Origin of the sequence: Sphingomonas sp. SORGH_AS_0879 (assembly GCF_030819175.1) — a bacterium.
GTDB lineage: Bacteria > Pseudomonadota > Alphaproteobacteria > Sphingomonadales > Sphingomonadaceae > Sphingomonas.
The window spans coordinates 1,702,154-1,727,597 of the sequence record NZ_JAUTBJ010000002.1 but is presented as its reverse complement, the minus strand read 5'-3'; the positions used below and the strand labels follow the sequence as shown (position 1 = coordinate 1,727,597).

General features: G+C 66.1%; 19 protein-coding genes and 2 tRNA genes. 10 read left to right on the top strand and 11 right to left on the bottom strand.

The genetic code is table 11. The features are described from left to right. Positions 1–184 precede the first annotated feature (184 nt). From QE379_RS08910 to QE379_RS08895, 4 genes are all read right to left on the bottom strand, one after another. A tRNA-Asp gene (locus QE379_RS08910) sits at positions 185–261 on the bottom strand. A gap of 81 nt (positions 262–342) precedes the next feature. Next, positions 343–419 (bottom strand) — tRNA-Asp (locus tag QE379_RS08905). Between the two features lie 52 nt (positions 420–471). Continuing rightward, complete coding sequence (locus tag QE379_RS08900; protein WP_373461854.1) at positions 472–1,659, bottom strand: AI-2E family transporter; 1,188 nt, start codon at positions 1,657–1,659, stop codon at positions 472–474. 140 nt (positions 1,660–1,799) lie between these two features. Further along, positions 1,800–1,976, bottom strand: coding sequence for a hypothetical protein (locus QE379_RS08895; RefSeq protein ID WP_267433662.1), 177 nt, complete (start codon positions 1,974–1,976; stop codon positions 1,800–1,802). Positions 1,977–2,131: 155 nt separating this feature from the next. Here QE379_RS08895 and QE379_RS08890 point away from each other — a divergent pair, with 155 nt between their 5' ends. Continuing rightward, a complete protein-coding gene (locus QE379_RS08890) occupies positions 2,132–2,998 on the top strand; it encodes an acyl-CoA thioesterase II (RefSeq protein WP_306999747.1) in 867 nt (288 codons plus the stop codon). Here the strand turns inward: QE379_RS08890 and QE379_RS08885 are convergent. Next, the gene (locus tag QE379_RS08885) at positions 2,995–3,996 is read right to left on the bottom strand and encodes a PAS domain-containing methyl-accepting chemotaxis protein (protein WP_306999746.1); all 1,002 of its coding nucleotides are present in this window, start codon (positions 3,994–3,996) and stop codon (positions 2,995–2,997) included. The genes QE379_RS08890 and QE379_RS08885 overlap by 4 nt on opposite strands. A gap of 293 nt (positions 3,997–4,289) precedes the next feature. Between QE379_RS08885 and QE379_RS08880 the strand changes: the two genes are divergently transcribed. The 4 genes from QE379_RS08880 (at position 4,290) to QE379_RS08865 (ending at position 8,279) form a co-directional block, all read left to right on the top strand. Beyond that, the gene (locus QE379_RS08880) at positions 4,290–5,531 is read left to right on the top strand and encodes a TetR/AcrR family transcriptional regulator (protein WP_306999745.1); all 1,242 of its coding nucleotides are present in this window, start codon (positions 4,290–4,292) and stop codon (positions 5,529–5,531) included. Positions 5,532–5,661: 130 nt separating this feature from the next. After that, on the top strand, positions 5,662–6,150 hold the full coding sequence (locus tag QE379_RS08875; protein ID WP_306999744.1) for an EF-hand domain-containing protein: 489 nt from the start codon (positions 5,662–5,664) through the stop codon (positions 6,148–6,150). 78 nt (positions 6,151–6,228) lie between these two features. Then, on the top strand, positions 6,229–6,948 hold the full coding sequence (locus QE379_RS08870) for a response regulator (protein ID WP_261268163.1): 720 nt from the start codon (positions 6,229–6,231) through the stop codon (positions 6,946–6,948). A 35-nt stretch (positions 6,949–6,983) separates the two neighbouring features. After that, positions 6,984–8,279, top strand: coding sequence for a HAMP domain-containing sensor histidine kinase (locus QE379_RS08865; RefSeq protein ID WP_307003145.1), 1,296 nt, complete (start codon positions 6,984–6,986; stop codon positions 8,277–8,279). 27 nt (positions 8,280–8,306) lie between these two features. Here QE379_RS08865 and QE379_RS08860 read toward each other — a convergent pair whose 3' ends face one another. Together QE379_RS08860 and QE379_RS08855 are read right to left on the bottom strand one after the other, a co-directional pair. Further along, complete coding sequence (locus tag QE379_RS08860) at positions 8,307–9,788, bottom strand: MFS transporter (RefSeq protein ID WP_306999743.1); 1,482 nt, start codon at positions 9,786–9,788, stop codon at positions 8,307–8,309. Positions 9,789–9,820: 32 nt separating this feature from the next. Beyond that, positions 9,821–10,852, bottom strand: coding sequence for a LacI family DNA-binding transcriptional regulator (locus tag QE379_RS08855; RefSeq protein ID WP_306999742.1), 1,032 nt, complete (start codon positions 10,850–10,852; stop codon positions 9,821–9,823). Between the two features lie 204 nt (positions 10,853–11,056). On the opposite strand from QE379_RS08855, the gene QE379_RS08850 reads away from it, so the two are divergent. The 5 genes from QE379_RS08850 to QE379_RS08830 all read left to right on the top strand — a co-directional run bounded on the left by QE379_RS08850 (position 11,057) and on the right by QE379_RS08830 (position 20,868). After that, positions 11,057–13,801 (top strand): TonB-dependent receptor, encoded by a 2,745-nt coding sequence (locus QE379_RS08850; RefSeq protein ID WP_306999740.1) that lies wholly within the window; start codon positions 11,057–11,059, stop codon positions 13,799–13,801. Positions 13,802–13,863: 62 nt separating this feature from the next. After that, positions 13,864–15,390 carry a tryptophan halogenase family protein gene (locus tag QE379_RS08845; protein WP_306999739.1) on the top strand — a complete coding sequence of 509 codons (1,527 nt, stop codon included), beginning with the start codon at positions 13,864–13,866 and terminating at the stop codon, positions 15,388–15,390. Further along, positions 15,387–17,180, top strand: coding sequence for an alpha-amylase family glycosyl hydrolase (locus QE379_RS08840; protein ID WP_306999738.1), 1,794 nt, complete (start codon positions 15,387–15,389; stop codon positions 17,178–17,180). The genes QE379_RS08845 and QE379_RS08840 overlap by 4 nt, the downstream gene beginning before the upstream one ends. Beyond that, the gene (locus QE379_RS08835) at positions 17,180–18,793 is read left to right on the top strand and encodes an alpha-glucosidase (protein WP_306999736.1); all 1,614 of its coding nucleotides are present in this window, start codon (positions 17,180–17,182) and stop codon (positions 18,791–18,793) included. Before QE379_RS08840 ends, QE379_RS08835 begins: the two co-directional genes overlap by 1 nt. Next, the gene (locus QE379_RS08830) at positions 18,790–20,868 is read left to right on the top strand and encodes a glycoside hydrolase family 97 protein (RefSeq protein WP_306999734.1); all 2,079 of its coding nucleotides are present in this window, start codon (positions 18,790–18,792) and stop codon (positions 20,866–20,868) included. The genes QE379_RS08835 and QE379_RS08830 overlap by 4 nt, the downstream gene beginning before the upstream one ends. Positions 20,869–21,011: 143 nt before the next feature. Here QE379_RS08830 and QE379_RS08825 read toward each other — a convergent pair whose 3' ends face one another. The 4 genes from QE379_RS08825 to QE379_RS08810 all read right to left on the bottom strand — a co-directional run bounded on the left by QE379_RS08825 (position 21,012) and on the right by QE379_RS08810 (position 25,347). Continuing rightward, a complete protein-coding gene (locus QE379_RS08825) occupies positions 21,012–23,075 on the bottom strand; it encodes a M3 family metallopeptidase (RefSeq protein WP_306999733.1) in 2,064 nt (687 codons plus the stop codon). Between the two features lie 132 nt (positions 23,076–23,207). After that, a complete protein-coding gene (locus QE379_RS08820) occupies positions 23,208–23,396 on the bottom strand; it encodes a hypothetical protein (protein WP_306999732.1) in 189 nt (62 codons plus the stop codon). After that, a complete protein-coding gene (locus QE379_RS08815; RefSeq protein ID WP_306999731.1) occupies positions 23,393–24,184 on the bottom strand; it encodes a Crp/Fnr family transcriptional regulator in 792 nt (263 codons plus the stop codon). Before QE379_RS08815 ends, QE379_RS08820 begins: the two co-directional genes overlap by 4 nt. Before the next feature lie 77 nt (positions 24,185–24,261). Further along, complete coding sequence (locus QE379_RS08810) at positions 24,262–25,347, bottom strand: DUF475 domain-containing protein (protein WP_307003144.1); 1,086 nt, start codon at positions 25,345–25,347, stop codon at positions 24,262–24,264. Between the last annotated feature and the right edge of the window lie 97 nt (positions 25,348–25,444).

Sequence of the window (25,444 nt, the reverse complement as noted above, 5' to 3'; positions counted from 1 at the left end):
TGGCAGTGCGCCGGAGTTTATCCTGAGCGAAGGTCCAATCGCGTCGCCCCAGCGCAGGCTGGGGCCTTTCTCGATCGCAGTGGCCCGTCGCCAGAGATCCCAGCCTTCGCTGGGATGACGAATGGAATGTCGGGAGAAATGGAACGTCCCCGTAACCCGGAAACGAAAACGCCATCCCGAAGGATGGCGCGAGTGACGGGGCTCGAACCCGCGACCTCCGGCGTGACAGGCCGGCGCTCTAACCAACTGAGCTACACCCGCTTGAAAGCCATGTGACGCCGCATATATCCGGCATCGGCCCCTTTGGGGATTTCGATGTTTTCAGCCATTCCCGGAAGGGAATGGCGCGAGTGACGGGGCTCGAACCCGCGACCTCCGGCGTGACAGGCCGGCGCTCTAACCAACTGAGCTACACCCGCTGAAAGCGTCGAGGCGCGCCAACTAGGCGAGCGCCCCGAAGCTGTCAACGCTTCATTTCGAACTTTCTTGCGGAACGTCCTCCGGGTCGCTGTCACGGTCGAGATAGGTCAGCGTACCATGCTCGAACAGGAAGCCCGCAATGTCCGGCTTGCCCGCCGCCTTCAGCACGGTTTGCAGGATGATGAGCAGCGGAACCGCCAGCAGCGCGCCCAGCGTCCCCCACACCCATCCCCAGAAGCTGAGCGAGACCAGGATCATGACCGGGCTGATGGTCAGGCGATGTCCGACGACCAGCGGAGTGATGAGGTTAGCCTCGATCAGGTGCATCCCGTACATGATCGCGGGCGGGGCGAGCGCGACCCAGATGTCGCTGAACGTCATCAGCCCCCCGACCGCGAGCAGCAGCGCGCCGATCACCGGCCCGAAATAGGGGATGTAGTTGAGCAGCGCGACGATGCCGCCCCACATCAACGGATAGGGCATGCCGAACAGCGACAGCGCCCCCGCCACCGCCCCGCCCAGCGCCAGGTTGATGATGGTGATGGTGCCCAGATAGGCGGACACGTCGTCCACTACCTCCTGGATCACCCGCGCGGTCGCCATCGCGCCGTCGAAGCTGGTCCGCCCGCGGATCGTCTCGCGCCGCATCCGGGTCCAGCCCGACAGCACGAAGAAGACGACGAGGACGCCGAACAGGAACTGGACGATCAGCGTCGGGGCCGAGGTCGCGGCAAGCTCCAGGATCGAGCTGGGCGGCGACACCGCGCTCGTCTGCGGCTGGCGGATCGGGGTCGAGGCGACCTGCCGCAGCGCCTTGTTCACATAGCGTTCGAGGTTGGAGTACAGGTCGAGAAGCGGCGCCAGATTGTCCTGGATTCGCCCGATCCGGCTGGGCAGCAGACGAAAGAAATCGGTCGCGGGCACGATGATCGCCGCCAGCGCGATATTGGCGACGACGAGGAACAGCAGGACGCACAGCAAAGCCGCCAGCGGAGACGGCACCCGCCGCCGCTCCAGCCATTCGAGAATGGGGACCAGCGCGATCGCGATGACCAGCGCGGTGGTCAGCGGCAGGAAGAACTCCGCCCCCTCCTTCAGCGCGAAGGGCAGCGCCAGGGTGAACCCCGCCCCCGCCGTCAGCGTCAGCCCGGCGAGCAGGCGATCACGCCGCATCGCGATCCGCATCGCCTCCCGCGAGCCCATGCCCGCCGGGGTTCCCAGGATCGAATCGCCGGCCATGGGGGCCTTGGCGGTCGCGTCGTCATGCACGTCACTCATGGCGATCACGTTAGCGGCTTTCCCCGGTCAGGAAAGCCGCTAACGCCGTGCGGGGATGACGTTTGTGTCATGAAGCGTACCGATCACCGGCGCGCACGACCTTACCAGGCGCGTGGGATGCCGCCGGTCCGCTCGGCGACCGCATTCTCGATGGACTGGAGCTGCGTGCGGGACAGCACGCCCGCCTCCATCAGGTGACGCATCAGTTCTTCGGTCAGGGCCGCCAGAAAGTGCAATTCCGCACGCTCCGACGCGCCGTCTTCGTTCAATGCGTCCATCGCCAACTCCCGGATCTGATCGACCGCGACTGTGTAGCGATGCCCAGGCACCGGTGAAAGTATCTTTTCCGCACAAGGGATCAGCGGTTGACGTTTACGTCAAGTACAATCATCACCACGACATGGATCATCGACCGCCCCCTTCCCCCGAAATCATGGCCCAGGGCCTTGTCGCGCTGCTGGATGTCGAGGAGATCGACACCGACCTCTATCGCGGCGCGCGGCGCCCCGGTGGCGAGGGGCGGGTCTTCGGCGGACAGGTGATCGCACAGGCGCTCCAGGCGGCGCAACGCTCAACCGAGGCACCGCGCACCGCCCATTCGCTCCATGCCTATTTCATGCGGCCGGGCGACGAACGCTATCCGATCGTCTACCGCGTCGAGCGCGATTTCGAGGGGCGCAGCTTCGCGACCCGGCGGGTGATCGCGATGCAGAAGGGCAAGCCGATCCTCAACCTGGCCTGCTCGTTCCAGACGCCGGAGGAAGGGCTGCATCATCAGGACGCCATGCCCGACGTCCCCGCACCCGATACGCTGACGCCCGAACGGGAGCTGCTGGCCGCGCTGGGCGACCAAATCCCTGAGCCGCTCCGCGCCTTTCTGTCGCGTCCCCGTCCCATCGAACTGCGGCCCGTCGATCCCCGGCAGTTGCTCAAGCCCGAGCCCCGCGCACCGTCCCAGTCGATCTGGTTCCGCCTCGTCGCGCCGGTCGGCGACGATCCCGCGCTGCACCGCGCGATCCTGGCCTATGCCAGCGATTTCGCGCTGCTCGGCACCTCCACCCTGCCGCACGCGGTCCACTGGCTGATCGACGATATGCAGACGGCCAGCCTGGACCACGCCCTGTGGCTGCACGAGCCGTTCCGGGCGGACGAATGGCTGCTCTACACGACCGACAGCCCTTGGGCGGGCCATGCGCGCGGGTTCAACCGGGGCCGCATCTTCACCAGCGACGGACGGCTGGTCGCCAGCGTCGCGCAGGAAGGGCTGATTCGCCTGCGTTCGCCCAAGGCCGGCGGTTAACGGCGCAGCATCTCGCGCACCGACTGAGTGGCGCTGCGGGTATCCTCGGCCAGCTTCTTGACCTCGGCGGCGACGATGCCGAAGCCGCGCCCGGCGGGGCCCGCCCTCGCCGCCTCGATGCTCGCGTTCAGGGCCAGCATGTTGGTCTGTCCGGCGATGGCGGCGATGCTGTCGACGAGGCCCTCCATGTCGCGAAGCATGGTCTCCAGCGCGGTCTGGCGATCCTCCGCCATCAGGCGAAACCGCTCGGCCTGATCCAGCCGCTCGCTCGCCTCCGCCTCCAGCCGGACCCGGTCGGTCATGTCGGTCGCGAACTTCACGATCTTGTACGGCACGCCCTCGGCGTCGAGGATCGGGGTGTAGGTGGCCTGAAGCCAAAGGGCCGTCCCATCGGCGCGCCGCCGCTCGAACCGCCCGGCGATGAACCGCCCCGCCGCCAGATCGGCCCAGAAGCGCGCATAGGCGGGCGAGCGGACATGGTCGGCACTGCAAAAGCGGCTGTGATGCACGCCGATCGTCGCCGCGCGCGAGTATCCGATCAGCGACAGGAAGATGTCGTTCGCGGCCAGCACACGGCCCTTCAGATCGAATTCCACCACCGCCTGCGACAGGTCGATCGCAGCGAGTTTGCTATGCGCCTCCCCATCGGTCAGGCAATGCCCGGTGATATCGGTCGCGATCTTGAGGACCTGGGTGACGGTCCCGTCCGCATCCAGGATGGGCAGATAGCGTGCCTCCAGCCAGATCGACCGCCCCTGCCGCCCCATCCGGCGATAGGCCCCGCTATGGGTCAGGCCCCGGCGCAGATCGGACCAGAATTGTTCATGGTCCGCTGACGCGGCGATATCGGCGGGACACAGCATCGCATGGGGCCGCCCTGCCAATTCGGTAGCGGTATGACCAAAGACCTGAAGGAAATTGTCATTGGCCCATTGAATGACGCCATCGGTATCGAACACCACCAGTAGATGCGCTCGGTCGATCGACCGAAACATCATGTCCTCCCGCTGCCAAATCTGGTCAGGCTTTGCGGGGAAAAATTCGATACCCATGGGCCCTTATTGCCCAAAATGGACTAAACCTTTGTTAATGGCTCGTTACCGGCGCGATATGATCCAAAGACGGTCCAAGCCGTTTCGGCCATACCCGATTTCGGATTTGAGAGGGGCGGCGCACTCGCCCAATCCTCGATTCCGCAAAAAGCGATGACCGGCGTCGTTTTTCGAGATAGGGAATATCGGTCCGTCGCAGATCGACGGATCGACGGGCGAGTATCGAGAGGGTGACGGCAATGGCGGCAACGTCCGTCGAGGAAGAGCAGAGTACCGAACGCTATCGACAGAAGCGTGACGCCATCCTGGCGGCGGCGGCGCAAGCGATCAACGAACAATCGGCCAAGGGCATGACCTTCGCCGATGTCGCGCAGCGCGTCGGGCTGAACACCACCAGCGTCACCTATTATTTCCGTCGCAAGGACGAACTGGCGGCGGCGGCGTTCGAGCATACGCTGGACCGGCTGCTCGAAATGCTGACGCTCGCTGCCGAGGCACCCACGCCGCAGGCCCGCGTCGCGCGCTATCTGTCGATCAACATGGCCCGGCTCGCCCGGATCGAACGAGGCGAGGAGGCGCCCTTCGCCGTCCTGTCCGACCTTCGCGCCATGGAGGAGCCGATCCGGGGGCGCCTGATGGCCGGGTGGCAGAAGGTATTCCGCGCCACGCGCAGCCTGTGGGGTCCGGCCCCCAGCCGCGCGCATACCGACCTGCACGGCGCGCGGGCGCATGTTCTGCTGGAAAACACCTTTTGGCTGCCGATCTGGCTGGTCCGGTATGAACTGGACCAGTTTCCCCGCGTCGAGGAACGGCTGCTCGACGTGTTGACCCATGGCATCGCGGCGAAGGGATCGACCTGGTCCCCCGCCATGCTCGACCTCGACGCGCGGATGGCGCAGCGGACCGAGCCGGGGCGCGAGGCGTTTCTGCTGGCCGCGACCCGGCTGATCAACCAGCTCGGCTATCGCGGCGCCAGCGTGCAGCGGATCGCCAGCGAGCTGAACGTTACCAAGGGCAGCTTCTATCACCATCTCGACGCCAAGGACGATCTGGTCGCCGCCTGTTACCGCCGCAGCTTCGACACGATCACCGCCGCGCAGCAACTGGCCGATGCGGCCGGGAGCAGCCATTGGCACCGGCTGTCCAGCGCGATCGCGACCCTGCTGGACGTCCAGTTCGCCGAACGCGGGCCGTTGCTCCGCACCACCGCGCTCGCCAGCCTGCCGGGCGACGTGCGCGCGCAAATGGTCGAGCGCTCCAACGGGATCGCGCGGCGCTATGCGGGCACGATCATGGACGGCGTGGCGGAAGGGTCGATGCGCGCGGTCGATGCGCTGATCGCGGCCCAGGCGCTGATGGCGATCCAGAACGCGGCCTTCGACATGCGCAAATGGGCGGGCACGATGGAGCGCCCCCACGCCATCGCACTCTATGCCTCGACCATCCTCTACGGCATGTTCGACGATCGATTTCTCGATTGAAGGCGGCGGCCAAGCCGCACAATTTGCGACAATTGCGGCTGTCGCCCGACATGATCGGGCGACAGCCCCAGGCGAGAAGGGCCATCGACCGGAAGGGATTTTCCTCTCCGCCGCAAAGGACCCGAAACCCATGCGAAAGACCCTGATCGGCCTTTCCCTCACCACCCTGCTGACCGCCACCGCCGCGCAGGCCCAGACCTCGGCCCCTCCCCCGCCGCCCGGCCGGATGGGTGGTGGCCTGATGGGTATGCGGCCCGACGCCTCGGGCAATATCACCCGCGCCGCCGCCATTGCCGCCGCCGACCAGCGCTTCGCCGCGATGGACGCCAATCACGACGGCACCGTGACCCCGGACGAAATGCGCGCCTATCGCGAGCAGCGTCGTGCCGAGTGGCAGGAGCGTCGCCAGGGCGGCGGTGACCGCCCCGGCCGTCGCGCCCCGCAACCCATCACCGCCGACGCCTTCCGCGCCCGCGCCGTGGCGGTGTTCGATCGTCTCGACATCAATCATGACGGCAAGATCGACGTGGCCGAACGCGCCGCCGCCCCCCGGTTCGGTGGCCGCCGCCATGGCGGCATGGCCCCCGGAGCTCAGCCTGCCCCCCAGCAGGACGACTGAGCCGTCAGGCGGGGCGACCGATCCCCCCATCCGTCGCCCCGCTTGCGAGCCGCGCTTGCCATGCTAGACCCCTCCCCCATGTCCGACACGCCGCACCTGCTGCTCGTCGATGACGAGCGTTCCATCCGCGAGCCGCTCGCCGTCTATCTGACCAAACAGGGGTTCCGCGTGACCCAGGCGGGCGATGCCGCCTCGGCGCGCACCCGGCTCGCGGCCTATGCCATCGACCTGGTCATCCTCGACATCATGATGCCGGGCGAGGACGGGCTGAGCCTTTGCCGCCATATCGCGGCGACCAGCGAGGTGCCGGTCATCCTGCTGACCGCCCGCGCCGAGGAGACGGACCGGATCGTCGGACTGGAAATGGGCGCGGACGACTATGTCGTGAAGCCCTTTTCCCCGCGCGAACTGGCGACCCGGGCCAAGGTCGTGCTGCGCCGGACCCAGGCGGGCGGCGCGCGGCTCCATGCGCCGGACAGCGGCTCCTACGCCTTTGCGGGCTGGGTGCTGAAATCGGGCGAGCGGTCGCTGGTCGATCGCGAGGGCGTGTCGGTGATGCTGTCGACCGGCGAATATAATCTGCTGCTCGCGCTGGTCAGCCGTCCTCGCCAGGTGCTGACCCGCGACCAGTTGCTCGACCTGACCCAGGGGCGCGAGGCCGCCGCCTTCGACCGCGCGATCGACAATCAGGTCAGCCGCCTGCGCCGCAAGATCGAGGCGGACCCCAAATCGCCCGAGATCATCAAGACGGTCTGGGGCGGCGGCTATACGCTGGCCGCCGAGGTGACGCGCCTGTGAGGCTCCGCTTCTGGCCGCGTCGGCTGGCGGCGCAGATGGCGCTGCTGCTCGCCATCGCGCTGTTCGTGGCGCAGGCGATCAACTTCGCGCTACTGTTGCACGAGCGGAGGACGTTGCTGCTGGAACAGACATCGGGCCCCGCCATTGCGCGGCTGACCGATGCGATCGACCGCGCCGCCAATGGCCGCCCGCCCGCCCCCGATCGCGGCCGGGTGCGGATGTCGCGCAACAATCCGATCCGCCCCAACCTGCCGGGCGTGCCCGCGGTAGAGGCGCTGGTGCGCGAGGGACTGGCAGAATCGGGGCATCCGGTGCTGCGCGTCGTCACCGGCATCCGCCCGTTCCGCCCGGAGGATTTCGACTGGCCCCGCCGCCGTGTCGACCGGCGGCGTCCTCCGGCACAGGAACTGCTGATCGCCGTCGAGCGCAAGACCGGCGGCTGGCTGGTCACGCGCTCCTTCTGGCCCAATGACGGGATGTATCTGGTCTGGCGGCTGATCGCGCAGACCCTGATCCTGTACGGCGTCATCCTGCTGCCCGTGCTGTGGATCGGACGGCGCATTTCGCGCCCCTTGCGCGACCTGACCCGCGCGGCGGAGCGTTTCGACCCGCGCGAGCCCGGCGAACCCATTCCCGAACAGGGGCCGCTCGACGTCTCCGGCCTGATCGCGGCGTTCAACGCGCTGCGGCTGCGGATCCGGGCGATGCTGGAGGAAAAGGACCGGATGCTGGGCGCGATCGGGCATGACCTGCGAACGCCGCTGGCCGCCTTGCGGGTCCGCATCGAGTCGGTCGAGGACGAACAGGACCGGCTGCGCATGGCCGACACCATCGCCGAGATGAACAAGACGCTGGAGGACATCCTCTCGTTGGCGCGCGCGGGGCGTCCGAGCGAGGCGGAGACCGATGTCGACCTGAACGCGCTGGTCGATGCGGTCGTCGCCGATTTCCTGGACCTGGGACAGGACGTGACCTTCGAGGAAGGCGGGCGGCTCCGGCTGAAGCTGCGCCCCACGCTGATGCGGCGCGCGGTCCGCAACCTGATCGAGAATGCGGTAAAATATGGTCATTCCGCCGATGTGCGGATCGATGCGCAGGCCGATCATGTCGCGATCATCGTCGCCGACCAGGGCCCCGGCATCGCCGCCGATCAGTTGGAGGCGGTGTTCGATCCCTTCATCCGCCTGGAAAGCTCACGCAACCGGGATACGGGCGGCATCGGACTGGGCCTCGCACTAGCCCGCTCGATCGTGCGCGAGGCGGGCGGGGATATCCGCCTCTCCAACCGGCCAGAAGGCGGGCTGGCCGCAACGATCACGCTGCCGAGATAATCCTCCCCGGCACAAGGAGGAGTTGGCTCAGGCGTCCTTTGCCACCCTCAGCATCGCCAGCGCCGCCAGTCCCATCACCCCCGCCGCAATCGCCATCGCCCATACCAGATCGCCGGGGAAGAAATGGCTGACCACCGCCCCCATGATGGACGACACGATCAGTTGCGGCAGCACGATGAAGATGTTGAACAACCCCATGTAAATGCCCAGCTTCTCAGCCGGAAGCGCCGCCGACAGGATCGCATAGGGCATGGTCAGGATCGAGGCCCAGGCGATGCCGACGAACACCATCGCCCCCAACAGCCACCAGGCGTCCCGGATCATCAGGAACGACGCGAACCCTGCCGCGCCGCACAGCAGGCCGACGACATGCGTGTTCCGCCGCCCGATCGCCCGCGCCAGCCATGGCAGTGCGAAGGCCCAGAGCGTGGCCACACCGCTGTACACCGCGAACAGCACGCCGACCCAATTGGCCCCCTCGTTGAAGGCCGCGCTGGAGGCGTCGGTGGTATGGAAGACCCGCGCCGCGACGATCGGCGTGGTGTATATCCACATGATGAACAGCGCCGACCAGGTGAAGAACTGCACGAGCGCCAGCCGCTTCATCGTCGCGGGCATCGCCGCCAGATCGGCCAGGATCTGGCTGAGCGCATTGGCCCCTCGCCCACTCCGCACCAGCGCCGCACTGAGAATCCGCGCCAGACCGAAGGCGATCAACCCGCCACCCAGCAGATAGACCGGCTTGTCGAGCCCCAGCAGCCCGACGCCCGCGACGACCAACGCGCCCGCGACGATCCAGAGCGGCGCGGTGCCGATCCGGTCGGACGGCACGGCATCGCTATGCGCCACCTGCCCCTCGTCGCTCTCGGCAAAGGCCGCGATCTGCTCGGGCGAATATTCGCGGGTGGTGAGCACGGTCCAGAGCACCGCGCCGAACAAGGCCGCCGCCCCGATATAGAAGCCATAGCGCACCGACGGCGGCACCTCGCCCGGCCCCGCGACATTGGCGACGTGGAAGACATCGGTCAGCACCATCGGTGCGAGCGATCCCAGCACTGCGCCCGCCCCGATGAACCCGGTCTGGAAGGCATAGCCCGCCGTCCGCTGGCGGCTGGGGAGCATGTCGCCGACAAAGGCGCGAAACGGCTCCATCGACACGTTGAGCGAGGCGTCGAGCAGCCAGAGCAGCATCGCGGCGCCCAGCAGCCCGCCCGCATTGGGCATCCCCATCAACGCCAGCGTCGCCAGAACCGCGCCCGCGAGGAAATAGGGCCGCCGCCGCCCGAACCGGCCCCATGTCCTGTCGCTATAATGGCCGATCACCGGCTGGACGAGCAGCCCGGTCAGCGGCGCGGCGATCCACAGGAACGCCAGGTCCTTCTCGGCGGTGCCCAGCGACTGGAAGATGCGGCTGACATTGGCGTTTTGCAGGGCAAAGCCGATCTGGATTCCGAAAAAGCCGAACGACGTGTTCCACAGCCCCCAAAAGCCCTGACGCGGCTTCTCCATAACCTCTCCCGATATTCTGTTATCATTGTGTTTTATGGCCGGATGCTGGACCCGCGCACGACCAGCGTGGCGGGCAGCAGGGTCGGCGTCCGGGGCTTGCCCGAAATCTCGGCGAGCAGCGCGCGGACCAGCAGCCGCCCCGCCGCCGCCGCATCCTGTACCACCGTGCTGAGCGGCGGATGCGCGAAGCTGGCCGCCGGGATATCGTCGAACCCGACCAGCGAAACATCGTCGGGCACCCGCAGCCCCGCCTCCGCCAGCACGCGCATCGCCGCCAGGGCGATCAGGTCGCTTGCCGCCATGATCGCGTCGAAGGGCCGCCCCCGCGCCAGCAATTCGCGCGCGGCGCGTTCGCCCTCTTCCTCGCTGGAGATCGCGCCGACCTGAAGCGCGGGATCGCAGGGCAAATCCGCCTCGGCCAGCGCATCGCAATAGCCGCGATAACGGTCATGGAATTCGGGATAATGGTCGGTCGCATCGCCCAGGAACGCGATCCGCTTGCGCCCCTGCGCCACCAGATGCCGTGTCGCCGCCAGCGCGCCCGCATGATTGTCGCATCCGATGGTCAGCCCCGGCTGGCCCGGCGCGACCGAGCCCCAGCGCACGAAATGGGTGCCGCGCGCGACCAATTGATCGAGCTGCTCGCGATAATCGGCATAGTCCCCATAACCGAGCAGGATCAGCCCGTCGGCGCGGTGGCTGTCTTCATAATCGGCCTGCCAGTTGCTGGTCGGGTTCTGGAAAGAAACGAGCAGGTCGTATCCGACCTCCGCGCAACTCTCCATGATCGAGCCCAGCATCCCGAGGAAAAAGGGGTTTATCAGCGTCCGCCCCGGCGAAGGATCGCGAAACAGCAGCAGCGCCAGCGTCCGCGTCTGCCCGCTCCGCAGGTTCGAGGCGGCGCGGTCGACCGTATAGTTCAGCGTCTTGGCGATCGCCTCGATCCGCGCGCGGGTGGCGGCGCTGACCGAAGGACTTCCTCGAAGCGCACGGCTGACCGTAGGCTGCGACACGCCCGCCATTTGCGCGATATCGAACGATGTGGGCTTTCGCTGGCCGACCAAGATCAGGGCATCCTCCTCGCCCCCCCATACCGGCTTTGCTGTACCAGGTTAAGCGGGAGTCCTGTCGTAATAATGCAACAGGCCGATATGGCCGCATTGAATACGTATGCGGCATCATTCCCTTTCATCGCGATCGATTTCACAGGTGCGGCAACAACCATACCCGTTCGTCGAAAGAAAGCGGGGTTTCCTGGAGGGGATTTCATGACGGTTCGCCCTGTGGCGTCGGCCGATGCCGCGCGCTCGTTCCTGAAGCTCGGCGTCAGCACGCTCGCCCTGATCGTCGCCGCGCCGGTATGTGCGCAAAGCGTCGCGGTCGTACCCGCGCCGAACAGCGGCACCGCGGACACCGCCGCCCAGCAAGCGCAGGACAATGCCGAACCCGGCGATATCGTCGTCACCGGCTTTCGCGCCGCGCTGGAAAATGCCGTCGCTGAGAAGAAGAACCGCGACCTGGTCGTCGAATCCGTCTCGGCCGAGGATATCGGCAAGCTTCCCGACGCCTCGATCGCCGAGTCCATCGCCCGCCTGCCCGGCGTGACGTCGCAGCGGGTCAATGGCCGCTCCAACGCCATCTCGATCCGCGGCTTCGCCCCCGACTTCTCCACGACGCTATTGAACGGTCGCGAGCAGACCTCGACCGGCGACAACCGTGCGGTCGAATATGACCAGTATCCGGCGGAAGTCGTCAACCAGGTGCTGATCTACAAGACCGCCAATGCCGCGCTGATCGGCCAGGGCCTGTCGGGCACGGTCGACCTGAAGACGATCCGCCCGCTCGACTATGGCAAGCGCGTCTTCTCGGTCGGCGCGCGTGGCACCTATGCCGATATCGGCAAGCTGAACGCGGGGTCGAAGGACTTCGGCTATCGCGCCTCGGCCACCTATGTCGACCAGTTCGCGGACGACACGATCGGCGTCGCGCTGTCGGCCAGCTATCTCAACGAACCATACCAGATTCAGGAAGGCAATGCCTGGGGCTATGCGCCGGTCACGGTGAACGGCGCGTCGGCCAACGTCATCGGCGGATCCAAATCCTATGTCACCTCGACCACGCTGAAGCGCCTGGGCCTTTCGGGCACGCTCCAGTGGAAAATGAGCGACACCTTCACCAGCACGCTCGACGGCTTCTATTCCGACTTCAACGACGACCAGATCAAGCGCGGCATCGAACTGCCGCTGCAATGGGGCGCCAATCCGTCGCTGACCAACGCGGTGGTCAATAACGGCCTGGTCACATCGGGCACGTTCAGCGGTGTCGAGGGCGTGGTCCGCAACGACTCGTTCCAGCGCAAGGCCAAGCTCTATTCGTTCGGCTATAACGGCAAGTATAAGGGCGATGACGGCTGGAGCGCATTCGTCGACCTCAGCTATTCGCGCACCGACCGCGACGAGGTGACGCTGGAGACCTATAGCGGTACCGGCTACGGCCAGGGCAATGGCGCGACCGACACGCTGGGCTTCACCACGGGCCGGACCGGCACCGTGTTCCAGCCGACGCTGAACTATTCCGACCCCAATCTGATCCAGTTGACCGATCCGCTGGGCTGGGGCGGCACGACACGTCAGGCGGGCTATTATAACGACCGCAAGGTCACCGACGAGATCAAGCAGTACCGCGTCGAGATCGAACGCGAAGTCGAGACCCCGATCGTCCACGCCATCCGCTTCGGCCTGAACTATACCGATCATGCCAAGTCGCTGGCCCCCAACGAGGCCTTCGTCACCCTGCCTGGCGGCGCGACCATCGCGCCCCTGCCGCAGCAATATCGCCAGACGCCGACCGACCTGACCTATCTGGGTCTGGGACCGATGCTCAGCTACGACCCGCGCGCGTTGCTGGCGGGTGGCGTCTATACGCTGACGCCCAACACCAGCCCGGACGTGCCCGCCAAGGCGTACACCACGACCGAGCATCTGATGACCGCCTATCTCCAGGCCGATCTGCGCGCGCAGATCGGCGCGGCGGAGCTGACCGGCAATATCGGCGTGCAGGCGGTCGGCACCGAGCAGAAGTCGCGCGGGCTGGTCTATAACGGCACCGGCTTCAACACGATCGTCCAGGGCGACGATTACTGGGATATCCTGCCCAGCGCCAATCTGTCGCTTCGCCTGCCCAGCGACTGGGTGTTCCGCGTCGCGGCGGCGCGTCAGATGATGCGCCCGCGCTTCGACGACATGCGCGTCGCACTCTCCTATGGCTTCGACACGGCGCAGGGGATCATCTCGGGCAATGGCGGCAATCCGTTCCTCCGCCCGATCCGCTCCAATTCCTACGACGTGACGATCGAGAAATATTTCGGCACGCGCGGCTATCTGGCGGCGCAGGGCTTCTACAAGGATCTCAAGAGCTTCGTTTACAATCTTGAGCAGCCTTACGACTATACCGGCCTGCCCCTTCCCGCGTCGCTGCCGGTCGGCATTCCGCTTCAGGGCCGGATCACCCGTCCGATCAACGGGACCGGCGGCACGATCTACGGCGTCGAACTGGCGGGCACCTTGCCGCTGGGTCAGGTGGTCGGTTTCCTCGACGGCTTCGGCCTGACGGGCGGCGGGTCGTACACCAAGACCGAGATCACCCCGACCCCCGGCGGCGAGCCCGAGGATATTCCCGGCTATTCGCGCTGGGTGGCGAACGGCACCGCCTTTTTCGAGAAGTGGGGCCTGAACATCCGTGGATCGGTCCGGTATCGCTCGACCTTCGTGGGTGAGTTGTCAGGCTTCGGCGCCAACCGCGTCCGCCGCCGCGCGATCGACGAGACGATCGTCGATGGCCAGATCGGCTATGACTTCCAGGACGGCACGTTCAAGGGCCTGTCGCTGTTCGTGCAGGGCCAGAACCTGACCGACACGCCGTTCGTCACGACCAATGGCGGACAGCGCGATCAGGTGATCGACTATCAGAGCTATGGCCGCCGGTTCCTCGCCGGGTTTACCTATCGCTTCTGATACAAGTTTCCCGCGCCGGTCCCCCCATATCCGGCGCGGGAATCCCGAATGTGAGATGCCGCATGGACGCCCGCCCTACCACGGACCGTATCGCCGGAAAGGTCGTGATCGTCGGCGGTGGCACCGCCGGATGGATGGCGGCGGCGGCGCTGGCGCGGTTCCTGCCCGCCGCCACCCGCATCACCCTGATCGAGTCCGATGCGATCGGCACGGTCGGAGTGGGCGAGGCGACTATTCCCGGCATCCGACTGTTCAACCAGATGCTCGGGCTTGACGAAGCGGAGTTCCTGCGCGCGACGAACGGCAGCTTCAAGCTGGGCATAAGGTTCGAGGGCTGGTCGGGCGAGGGCAGCGGCTATCTCCATGCGTTCGGCAGCATCGGGCGCGGGCTGGGGCTGGTGCCCTTCCACCATTATTGGCTGCGCGGCGGCGGAGCGGCGAACCCCGCCTCGCTCTGGGGCCATATGGCAAGCGCGCAAGCCGCGATGGCCAGCCGCTTCGCCCCCGATCCCGGCCGCCCCGACCTGCCCAGCGGCCTCGCCTGGGCCTATCATTTCGACGCCAGCCTCTATGCCGCGCTGCTCCGCCGCCATGCGGAAGCGGCGGGCGTGGTGCGGGTGGAAGGCCGCATCGCCTCGGTCGCGCGGGATGCGGGCGGGCGGATCGACCATGTCGTGCTGGAAGGCGGCGAGACCCATGCGGGCGAGTTGTTCATCGACTGCACCGGCTTTCGCGCGCTGCTGATCGGCGAGACGCTGGCCGAGCCGTTCGACGACTGGTCGGACCTCCTCCCCTGCGACCGCGCGCTGGCGGTGGCGGGCGAGCGTGCCGCCCCCCTGCCCCCCTATACCCGCGCCATCGCCCATGGAGCCGGCTGGCGCTGGCGCATTCCGCTCCAGCATCGCACCGGCAATGGGCTGGTCTATGACAGCCGCTATCTGTCGGAGGACGAAGCGGCCGACCGGCTGCTCTCGGCGCTGAACGGCGAAGCGACGGGCGAGCCGCGACTGTTGCGCTTCACCACCGGACGGCGCGCCCGCACGTGGGTGGGCAATTGCGTCGCGCTCGGACTGGCGGCGGGGTTCCTCGAACCGCTGGAGTCGACCAGCATCCATCTGATCCAGTCGGGCATCGCGCGGCTGCTGGACTATTGGCCCGGCCAGACACTCCAGCCGGTCGAGATCGACGCCTATAATCGCGAGACCGAGGCCGAGTGGCGGGCGATCCGCGACTTCCTGATCCTCCATTACCACGCCAATGCCCGCCCCGAGCCCTTCTGGACCGAGCGGCGCGCGGTGCCGGTGCCCGACAGCCTCGCTGCCCGCATCGCGCTGTTCCGCAGCCACGGCCGATTCCGCCGCGAAGGGGACGAGCTTTTCGCCGAGCCCGCCTGGGTGCAGGTGATGATCGGCCAGGGCATCGTCCCCGCCGGGCATCACGCGCTCGCCGATGGGCTGTCGGCGGACGAACTGGACGATTTCCTCAGCCTCACCCGGCGTCATGCCGCGCAGGTGGCCGGCCGGCTGCCGACGCACGACGCCTTCCTCGCCGCGCATTGCGCCGCGCCCGTTCAAAAGGCTTTCGCATGAAGACGTTATTGCTCGCCCTTCTGACAACCGCCACGCCGCTCGCCGCACAGGATTATCGCCAGCGCCTGCCGCAGGACGAGGTCATCTATTTCGTCCTTCCCGACCGGTTCGAGAATGGCGACACCGCCAACGATCGCGGCGGGTTGAAGGGCGGGCCGCTGACCACCGGTTTCGATCCGACGCACAAGGGCTTCTATCACGGCGGCGATCTGAAGGGGCTGACCAAGCGGCTCGACTATATCCAGGGGCTGGGGGCGACGGCGATCTGGCTGGGGCCGATCTTCAAGAACAAGCCGGTGCAAGGTGCCAGAGGCCAGGAAAGCGCTGGCTATCACGGTTACTGGATCACCGACTTCACCACCGTCGACCCGCATCTGGGGACCGAGGCCGATCTCCACGCCTTCATCGACGCGGCGCACGCGCGAGGGATGAAGGTCTATATGGACATCATCGTCAACCACACGGCGGACGTGATCCAGTATCGTGAATGCGGCGAGGGATCGCCCTGCCCCTATCGCGACCGCGCGACCTACCCGTATCAGCGGCAGGGCGGCGTCGGCGGCAAGGCGATCAATTCCGGATTTCTCGGCGACGACGTGCAGACGGCGGCCAACTTCGCGCATCTGACCGATCCGACCTACGCCTACACGCCCTATGTCCGGGCGGGCGAGAAGAACGCCAAGACCCCGGCCTGGCTCAACGACTCGATCTATTACCACAATCGCGGCAACACGACCTTCGAGGACGAAAGCTCGACCACCGGTGACTTTTCCGGGCTGGACGATCTCTATACCGAAAATCCCCGCGTCATCGCAGGCATGATCGACATCTATGGGAGCTGGATTGACCGGTTCGGCATCGACGGCTATCGCATCGACACCGCCAAGCATGTGAATCCGGAATTCTGGCGCAGTTTCGTGCCCGCGATGCTCGATCGCGCCAAGGCGAAGGGTATTCCGAACTTCCACATCTTCGGCGAGGTGACGGCCGGGATGGAGCCCGGCTACCTCGCGCGCTGGACCAAGATCGCCGACTATCCGGCGGTCCTCGACTTCGCCTTCATGAACGCGGTGATCCAGACGGTCGCGGAGAACAAACCGACGCGGGTCCTATCCAGCCTGTTCGAGGGCGACGTCCTCTATGCCAAGGGGAAGGCGACGGCGGACATATTGCCGACCTTCCTCGGCAATCACGACCATGGCCGCTTCGCCCGCGATGTACGGCTGGCGAACCCCGATGCCTCCGACGCGGAAATCCTGAAGCGGGTCGAACTCGGCCACGCCATGCTGCTGACCCTGCGCGGCGTGCCGACCATCTATTCGGGCGACGAACAGGGCTTTGCGGGCGATGGCAACGATCAGGATGCACGCGAGGACATGTTCGCCAGCAAGGTCGCCAGCTATAACGACAACAAGCTGGTCGGCACGACCAAGACCACCGCGACCGACAGCTTCGTGCCCACCCATCCGCTCTATCGCGAGATCGCCACCCTCGCCCGCCTCCGCGTGGCCAACCCGGCGCTGACGCGGGGGCGGCAGGTGATCCGTGCGCGCGGCGATGCGCCCGGCCTGTTCGCGGTGTCGCGCTTCGACCCCGCGACGAGCCGCGAATATGTGATCGCGTTCAACACTTCGGCCAAGCCGATCACCCAGGCCGTGCAGGTTGAAACGGTATCGCAACAGTTCATAACCATGGCCGGTGCCTGTGCCCCGACCGCCGCCGCGCCGGGGAGCCTGATGTTGGAATTGCCCGCCTTCGGCTATGCCGTATGCGCGGCGGAGAGCCGTTGATGACCGTAAGAATTCCTGCCGTCCCCCGTCCCTGGTGGAAAGGCGCGGTGATTTATCAGATCTACCCGCGCAGCTTTGCCGACAGCAATGGCGACGGCATCGGCGATCTGCCCGGCATCACCGCGCGTCTCGACCATGTCGCGGCCCTCGGAGTGGATGCGATCTGGCTGTCGCCCTTCTTCACCTCGCCGATGAAGGATTTCGGCTATGACGTGGCGGATTACCGCGATGTCGATCCGATCTTCGGCACGCTCGCCGATTTCGACGCGCTGGTCGCGCGCGCGCACGAACTGGGGCTGAAGGTCGTCATCGATCAGGTGTACAGCCACACTTCCGACGAGCATCCCTGGTTCACCGAAAGCCGCTCGAGCCGGACCAACGCTCGCGCCGACTGGTATGTCTGGGCCGATGCCAAGCCCGACGGCTCGCCGCCATCCAATTGGCAGTCGGTGTTCGGCGGCCCCGCCTGGACCTGGGACGCGCGGCGCGGGCAATATTATCTCCACAATTTCCTCAAAGAGCAGCCACAGCTTCACGTCCACCATCCGGAGGTGCAGGCCGAGTTGCTGGCCACCGCACGCTTCTGGCTGGACCGGGGGGTGGATGGCTTCCGGCTGGATGCGATCAACTTCATGATGCACGAGCCGACCCTGCGGGATAACCCTCCCGCGCCCGACACCGGCAAGACGCGCACCCGGCCGTTCGACTTCCAGGTCAAGCTCTACAATCAGAGCCATGCCGACATCGTGCCGTTCCTGGAGCGTATCCGCGCCACGCTGGACGATTATGGCGACCGCTTCACCGTGGCCGAGGTCGGTGGCGACGAGGCGGATCGCGAGATGAAGCTGTTCACCGCTGGCGACCATCGGCTGAACACCGCTTACGGCTTCGACTTCCTCTATGCCGATCGGCTGACTCCGCGCATCGTCGCCGAAGCGCTGGCCAAATGGCCCGCCGAGCCGGGGGTCGGCTGGCCAAGCTGGGCGTTCGAGAACCACGATGCGCCGCGCGCCGTCTCCCGCTGGACCACGCCGGAGCATCGCGAGGCGTTCGCCCGAATGAAGATGCTGCTGCTGCTTTCCCTGCGCGGCAACGCCTTTCTCTATCAGGGCGAGGAACTGGGACTGACCCAGGTCGATGTGCCGTTCGAGCGGTTGGTCGATCCCGAGGCCATCGCCAACTGGCCCCTCACCCTGTCCCGCGACGGGGTGCGCACGCCGATGCCGTGGAGCAGCAATGCGATCAACGGCGGCTTTTCGGATGCGGAACCCTGGCTCCCCACCGGACCCGACCATGCCGCGCTGGCGGTCAATCGGCAGGAGGGCGACCCGGACTCGCTCCTGAACCTCACCCGCAGGCTCGTGCGACTGCGTGCCGCAACGCCAGCGCTGGCGATCGGCGACCTCAGGCTGCTCCATGCCGATGACCAATTGCTCGCCTTCGAGCGATGCGAGGGCGGCCAGCGCCTGCTCTGTCTGTTCAACCTGGGCGTCACGCCCGTCCAGCTTCCGCCCGACCTGCCACGCGGCGAACGGGTGCTGGTCCAAATCAATAACGCCACCGACGAACGCCTGGGCGCGTTCGGGGCGGCGATCCGGGAGATGACTGCATGAAGACGACCATCGCTATCGGCCTCGGCCTGATCGCCAGTGCCGCTTCCGCCCAGAACGGCCCCGCCGATCCGGCGGTCAACGAGACGTTCAAATTCGCCAAGCCCGCCGGACAGCCCGACGCGGTGGAAACCTCGCCCAACGGCCAGATTACCGTGCAGGTCTCGACCGACAATGACGGCCGCGCGGTCTATATGATCGCGCGGAACGGCAAGGCGATCGTCGCGCCCTCACGGCTGGGCATGATGTTCACCGACGCGCCCAAGATCGAGCGCGGCCTGAAGATCGAAGCGGTCACCCACGCCAAGTCCGACACGAGCTGGACCCAGCCCTGGGGCGAATGGCGCACCATCCGCGACAATCACCGCGAGATGCGCGTCCGCCTGATGGAGTCGAGTGCGCTCCACCGCCGTTACGACGTGGTGTTCCGCGTGCAGGACGACGGCGTCGGCTTTCGCTACGAATTTCCCGAGCAGCAGGCGATGCCGCACGCGAACATCGCCGAGGAACTGACCGAGTTCAACATCGCGCAAGGCGGCACCGCTTGGTGGAAACCCGCCTTCCTGTGGAACCGCGAGGAATATCTCTACAACCGCACGCCGATCAACGCGGTCGGCACGGCGGCGACGCCGATCACCATGAAGCTGGACGACGGCACGCACATCGCCATCCATGAGGCGGCTTTGGTCGACTATGCCAGCATGGCGCTGATGAAGACCGAGGGGAACAGCTTCAAGGCGGTCCTCACCCCCGGCTCGGGCGCGCCCAAGGTCATGAAGACCGGCGCCTGGACGACGCCCTGGCGCACCTTCCTGATCGCCCCCGATGCGGGCGGGCTGTATATGAGCCATTTGATGCTCAACCTGAACGAGCCCAACAAGCTGGGCGACGTGTCCTGGGTGAAGCCGGGCAAGTTCGTCGGCGTCTGGTGGAAGATGATCAAGGGCGAATGGAGCTGGGCGCGTGGGCCTCGCCACGGCGCCACCACCGCCAATGTGAAGACCTATATCGACTTCGCGGCGAAGTACGGCATCCCCGGCGTTCTGGTCGAGGGGTGGAATATCGGCTGGGACGGCGACTGGGCGGGCAATGGCTCGGCGATGCAGTTCGCGACCCCGGCGGAGGATTTCGACGCCGATGCGCTGGCGAAGTACGCCAGGTCCAAGGGCGTCTCGCTGATCGGCCATCACGAGACGGGCGGCGCGGTCAGCCATTATGAGAGCCAGTTCGACCCCGCCTTCAAATTCGCCGCCAATCATGGCGAGCATGTCGTCAAGACCGGCTATGTCGCCGATGCCGGGCAGATCGAGCGGGTGAATGCGGACGGCTCGGTGTCGCGTGAATGGCATGAGGGCCAGTGGATGGTGAACCACCATCTCCGCGTGCTGGAGGCCGCCGCGAAATATAAGGTTTCGATCGATGCGCATGAGCCGGTGAAAGACACGGGGCTCCGCCGCACCTATCCCAACTGGCTGGCGCGCGAAGGTTCGCGGGGCATGGAGTATAACGCCTGGCAGGGCAAGAACCCGCCCGAGCATGAGGCGAACCTGGCCTTCACCCGGATGCTCGAAGGCCCGATGGACTTCACGCCGGGCGTGCTGAGCCTGACCGGCAGCGACAATAGCCCGATCCAGTCGACCATCGCCAAGCAGTTGGCGCTCTACGTCGTGCTCTATTCGCCGGTGCAGATGGCGGCGGATACGCCGGAGAATTACGCCAAATACCCACAGGCGTTCCGCTTCATCGCGGATGTGCCCGTGGATTGGGAGGACAGCCGGGTGCTGAACGGCGAGGTCGGCGATTACGTCACCTTCGCGCGGCGGGATCGGAAAAGCCGGGACTGGTATATCGGCTCGATCACCGACGAAAATTCTCGAGCGTTGACCGTGACGCTCGACTTCCTCGATGCCGGCAAGACCTATGAGGCGCAGGTCTATAAGGACGGCCCCGGTGCGACCTATGCCACCGACGCCCGCCATTCGATCGCGTTCGAGACGCGGATGGTGAAGAAGGGGGATACCCTCACCCTGTCGCTCGCCCCCGGCGGCGGCCAGGCGATCCGGTTGAAGGCGCTGTAACCCCAATTCCTCCCCAAGCTATGCTTGGGGAGGGGGACCATCCGAAGGATGGTGGAGGGGCGAGACGGACCGGCCCTGCCCCTCCACCACGCCCTGCGGGCGCGGTCCCCCTCCCCATCTGACGATGGGGAGGATTTAAGCGGTTACTTCGTCGGGAAGCCCCGCTGTTTCAACAATGCGTTGACGTCCGGGTCACGCCCCCGGAACGCTCGGTACGCTTCCGCCCGGTCGGTTTCATTCCCCGTCGACAACAGGATCCGCGCGAAGCGGTCCGCCGTCGCCTTGTCCCACGGGCTACCCGCTTCCTCGAAGGCGGCGAAGGTGTCGGCGTCCATCGTCTCTGACCAGAGATAGCTGTAATAGCCGGCCGAGTAGCTGTCGGAGGAGAACAGGTGGTTAAACTGCGGCAGGCGGTGCCGCATCACGAGTTCCTTCGGCATCCCAATCTCACGCAGGGTCGTCGCCTCGAACGCCGCCGGATCGACCACCCCGTCCGGGATGGTGTGCAGCTTCATGTCGACGATTGCCGAGGACAGATATTCGGTCGTCGCGAACCCCTGGTTGAAGGTCTCGGACGCCTTGATCTTGTCGAGCAGCGCCTGCGGCATGGGCTGGCCGGTCTTGTAGTGGCGGGCGTACTTGTCGAGCACGTCGCGGGTCAGCAGCCAATGCTCGTTCACCTGGCTGGGATATTCCACAAAGTCGCGCGGTGTGCCCGCCAGCCCCGGATAGGTGACGTTCTGGAGCATCGCGTGGATGGCGTGGCCGAATTCGTGGAACAGCGTCTCGGCATCGTCCAGGCTGATGAGCACCGGCTCGCCGGGTGCGCCCTTGGCGAAATTGTTGTTGTTCGACGACAGGACATTCTGCACCGGCGGCAGGTTGCGCTGGCCGCGATAGGTGTTCGCCCAGGCGCCCGAACGCTTGCCGGTCCGCGCGAAATCGTCGCGGTAGAACAGGCCGACCTCCTTGCCGTTCCGCGTGACGTGCCAGACCCGCATGTTCGGCTCGAACACCGGAACCGTGCCGGTGATCTCCTTGAATTCCAGCCCATAGAGCCGGTTCGCGGCATAGAGCGAACCCTGGATGATGTTGTTCAACTCGAAATAGGGCTTCAATTCGGCCTGATCGAGGTCGTAGCGGCTCTTGCGCACCTTCTCCTGATAGAAGCGATAGTCCCAGGGCTCGATCGTGATCTTCGCCCCTTCCTTATCGGCGATCGCCTGCATATCGCGGACTTCCTCCGCCACGCGCGCCTTGGCGGCGGGCCAGACCCGCATCATCAGGTCCATCGCAGCGGCCGGAGTCTTGGCCATGGTGTCCTGCATCCGCCAGTCGGCATGGGTCTTGAACCCCAGCAGATGTGCACGGTTGGCCCGCAGGCGGACGATGCGCGCGATGGTCGCCTTGGTATCGTTGATGTCGCCATTGTCGCCGCGCTTGGTGAAAGCACGCCACACCTGCTCGCGAAGGCTACGGTCGGTGGCGAAGGTCAGCACGGGATCGACCGCCGACCGCGTGTTGACGATCGCCCAGCCCTGCTGCCCGCGCTCGGCGGCGGCGGCCTTGGCGACCGCCTTCACGCTGTCGGGCAGGCCCGCCAGCCGCGCCTCGTCGGTGACGATGATCGCGGTCCCCTCATCGGCCAGCAGCCGCTGGGAGAACTCGCTGAAGTTGATCGCCAGATTCTGGTTGAAGGCGGACAGTTCCGCTTTCTGGGCCGGGGTCAGCTTCGCGCCCTGCCGCACGAAGCTGTCATAGGTGCGGGTGACCAACCGCTTCTGCTGCTCGTCGAGGCCGCTGGTGTCGCGTGTCTTGTAGATCGCCTCGATCCGCGCGAACAACTTGGGGTTGAAGGTGATCTCATCCGACGCCTTGGCCAGCTTGGGCGACCATTCGCGGTCGAGCGCCTGATAGGCGGGCGAGTTCATGTTCCCCGTCATCACCCCGAACAGCGTCATCACGCGGTTCAGCGTCTGCCCGGCATTCTGCATCGGTACGAAGGTATTGGCGAAGCTCGGCTTGACCGGATCGTTGGCGATCCGCTCATATTCCGCCCGCCGCTCGGCCAGTGCCGCCGCGAAGGCCGCCGGGAACAGTTCGGGCTTCACCTTGTCCCAGGGCGGCACCCCGCCATAGGGGCCGGTCCAGGGGCTGAGCAACGGATTGGTGGCGGGGGCCTGGGTCGCCTGCGGGAGGCTGGCCATGGCGGAGGTGTTCATAAGGGCCGCCAGAGCGACGGCAAGAGGCAGATGACGCAAAGTGAACTCCCGGTCATGAAAGACGCGTCATCACCATAAGCCACGAGCCCATCACGTAAAGTCCTGCGACGAAACGCTTTACCCCTTGCGTTGCTGCTTCTCCGCCAGTCGAGCGGCGGCGACCAGCCCCTCGCCTGTCGCCCGCGCGGCGGATGGCGTCATCGATACCGCCACGCCGTTGGGACCGTCGAGCATCACGATGCCCTGTTCCGCTGTCGCCAGCCCGGCCTCGCTATGCACATGCGCCCCCGCGACCGGCGGCGTCACGACCCCGCCCCTTCCAATGTCGGCCCGCCGCCATACAGATAGGCCGGGTCGAAATCGGCGAGCGCCGTCAACGCCCCGATATCCTGGATGTGCACGGCGCCGCCGCGAAAGGTCATCAGCCCCCTCTCCCGCAGCGATCGCAGGACGCGGTTGAGATGGACCGGGGTCACGCCCGCCGCCTCGGCGATGTCGATCTGGGTCACCGGAAAGCGGAACATGCCGTCCCGCACCAGATCGACCATCGCCAGCCGCGCATGAAGCTCGCAAAACAGATGCGCCACTCGCCCATCCGCTTCCAGCCGTCCCAGGCGGAACACCCATTCGCGGTGCATCGCGGCGTCGAGCAAGGTCGAGAACCACAAGAGGCGGGTCAGACGCGGTTGCTGCTCGACGATCTGCTCCAGCCGATCATGCCCGACCAGGGCCACCCGCGTCGGGGTAAGCGTCGCGACGTCATGATCCAGATACCGCATCGCAAAGCCATGCAGGTCGACGAAATCGCCGGGTACGTGAAACGCCACGATCTGACGATTGCCCTGCCGGTCGTCCATGTAACGGCACATTACGCCCTCCAGCAGCAGGCTGCTGTTGCGGACACGCTCGTCCCGGCGGATGACGATGGTGCGGGCGGGGATGGAGCGCACCTCGTCCACGCTGTTTTCCAGCATGGCGATCTCCTCGGGCGTCATCGTCTCGCGCCCGCGGTCCTTCAGGAACAGGCCGGTCAGGCTTGGTCGATCCTTGCTCGGCCTTGGCTGTCTCAGCGTATCGATGGCGGACACCGACATGGCGCGATCCCTCCCGTGGCAGACACCAGGGCAAATCCCCGGCCAGGGCAAAGGGTTCCGTCGCCGCCCGCGGGCGACTACGCGCCGACCGATTTGCCGGACGGGCGGACCGGCTGAGCCTCCTCCAGCCCCTGTTCGGGATGCCTGCGATTGCTGCGCATCGAGGCCCAGAAGGACAGGCCGATCAGGGTCGCGCCGATCAGGCCGGTGATCGTCTCCGGGATATGGAAGCGCACCGACAACAGCATGATCGCGGCCAGTGCGACGATGGCATAGAAGGCCCCGTGTTCCAGGTAACGATATTGGGTCAGCGTTCCCTTATCGACCAGCATGATCGTCATCGATCGGACGAACATCGCGCCGATGCCCAGCCCCAATGCGATGATGAACAGGTTGTTCGACAAGGCGAAGGCCCCGATCACCCCGTCGAACGAGAAGCTGGCGTCCAGCACTTCCAGATACAGAAAGGCCGCGAACCCCGACCGCGCCGCGGCCCCGGTTACGGCATCCCCATCGCCCTCCAGCAGCACGCCGATGGCATGGACCACGATATAGGTCAGCAGGCCGAATATGCCCGCCGTCAGGAAGGTCATCGCCTCGTCCGCCGGAATGAACTGCCCGATGCCGTACAGTGCGAGCAGGACGATCCCCATCGCCAGTCCCGAAATCCGGCGCAGCGCGGCGAGCGGACGCTCGATGGGGCCGATCCAATGCTCCTCCTTCTCCTCATCGAGGAAGAAGTTGAGGCCGACCATCGCCAGGAAGCTGCCGCCGAACCCCGAAATGCCGACATGGGCCGAGGTGATGATCTGTTCGTACCGGACAGGGTTCCCGGCGGCCAGCTTGACCGCTTCGATCGGGCCCATATGCGCGGCGATCGCGACGATGGCGAGCGGGAAGACGATCCGCATCCCGAAGACGGCGATCAGGATGCCCCAGGTCAGGAAGCGATGACGCCATTTGTCGTCCATGTCGCGCAGGACGGTCGCGTTGACGACCGCATTGTCGAACGACAGCGAAACCTCCAGCACGCCCAGCACCAGGACGATCCAAAGGACGCCGAGCGTGCCGGGCAGGCTTCCCGTGCTCTGGAAACCCAGCCACGCCGCTGCGGCCAGGCAGAGCGCCGTGAAGAGGAAGGAACCCTTATAATATTTCAGCAGCACGCACGAACCCCCTGTCGCTTCCGCACCGACCGCACATGGCGATCCGGCGGTCGGACGGTAAAGTCCGGGCCGCCGGATTTGTTCATCGGGCAAA

Excerpts from the sequence above, each read along its gene's own strand:
- QE379_RS08900 (WP_373461854.1), bottom strand. The coding sequence starts at position 1,659 with ATGGCCGGCGATTCGATCCTGGGAACCCCGGCGGGCATGGGCTCGCGG.
- QE379_RS08895 (WP_267433662.1), bottom strand. The coding sequence starts at position 1,976 with ATGGACGCATTGAACGAAGACGGCGCGTCGGAGCGTGCGGAATTGCAC.
- QE379_RS08890 (WP_306999747.1), top strand. The coding sequence starts at position 2,132 with ATGGCCCAGGGCCTTGTCGCGCTGCTGGATGTCGAGGAGATCGACACC.
- QE379_RS08885 (WP_306999746.1), bottom strand. The coding sequence starts at position 3,996 with ATGATGTTTCGGTCGATCGACCGAGCGCATCTACTGGTGGTGTTCGAT.
- QE379_RS08880 (WP_306999745.1), top strand. The coding sequence starts at position 4,290 with ATGGCGGCAACGTCCGTCGAGGAAGAGCAGAGTACCGAACGCTATCGA.
- QE379_RS08875 (WP_306999744.1), top strand. The coding sequence starts at position 5,662 with ATGCGAAAGACCCTGATCGGCCTTTCCCTCACCACCCTGCTGACCGCC.
- QE379_RS08870 (WP_261268163.1), top strand. The coding sequence starts at position 6,229 with ATGTCCGACACGCCGCACCTGCTGCTCGTCGATGACGAGCGTTCCATC.
- QE379_RS08865 (WP_307003145.1), top strand. The coding sequence starts at position 6,984 with ATGGCGCTGCTGCTCGCCATCGCGCTGTTCGTGGCGCAGGCGATCAAC.
- QE379_RS08860 (WP_306999743.1), bottom strand. The coding sequence starts at position 9,788 with ATGGAGAAGCCGCGTCAGGGCTTTTGGGGGCTGTGGAACACGTCGTTC.
- QE379_RS08850 (WP_306999740.1), top strand. The coding sequence starts at position 11,057 with ATGACGGTTCGCCCTGTGGCGTCGGCCGATGCCGCGCGCTCGTTCCTG.
- QE379_RS08845 (WP_306999739.1), top strand. The coding sequence starts at position 13,864 with ATGGACGCCCGCCCTACCACGGACCGTATCGCCGGAAAGGTCGTGATC.
- QE379_RS08840 (WP_306999738.1), top strand. The coding sequence starts at position 15,387 with ATGAAGACGTTATTGCTCGCCCTTCTGACAACCGCCACGCCGCTCGCC.
- QE379_RS08835 (WP_306999736.1), top strand. The coding sequence starts at position 17,180 with ATGACCGTAAGAATTCCTGCCGTCCCCCGTCCCTGGTGGAAAGGCGCG.
- QE379_RS08830 (WP_306999734.1), top strand. The coding sequence starts at position 18,790 with ATGAAGACGACCATCGCTATCGGCCTCGGCCTGATCGCCAGTGCCGCT.
- QE379_RS08825 (WP_306999733.1), bottom strand. The coding sequence starts at position 23,075 with ATGGCCAGCCTCCCGCAGGCGACCCAGGCCCCCGCCACCAATCCGTTG.
- QE379_RS08815 (WP_306999731.1), bottom strand. The coding sequence starts at position 24,184 with ATGTCGGTGTCCGCCATCGATACGCTGAGACAGCCAAGGCCGAGCAAG.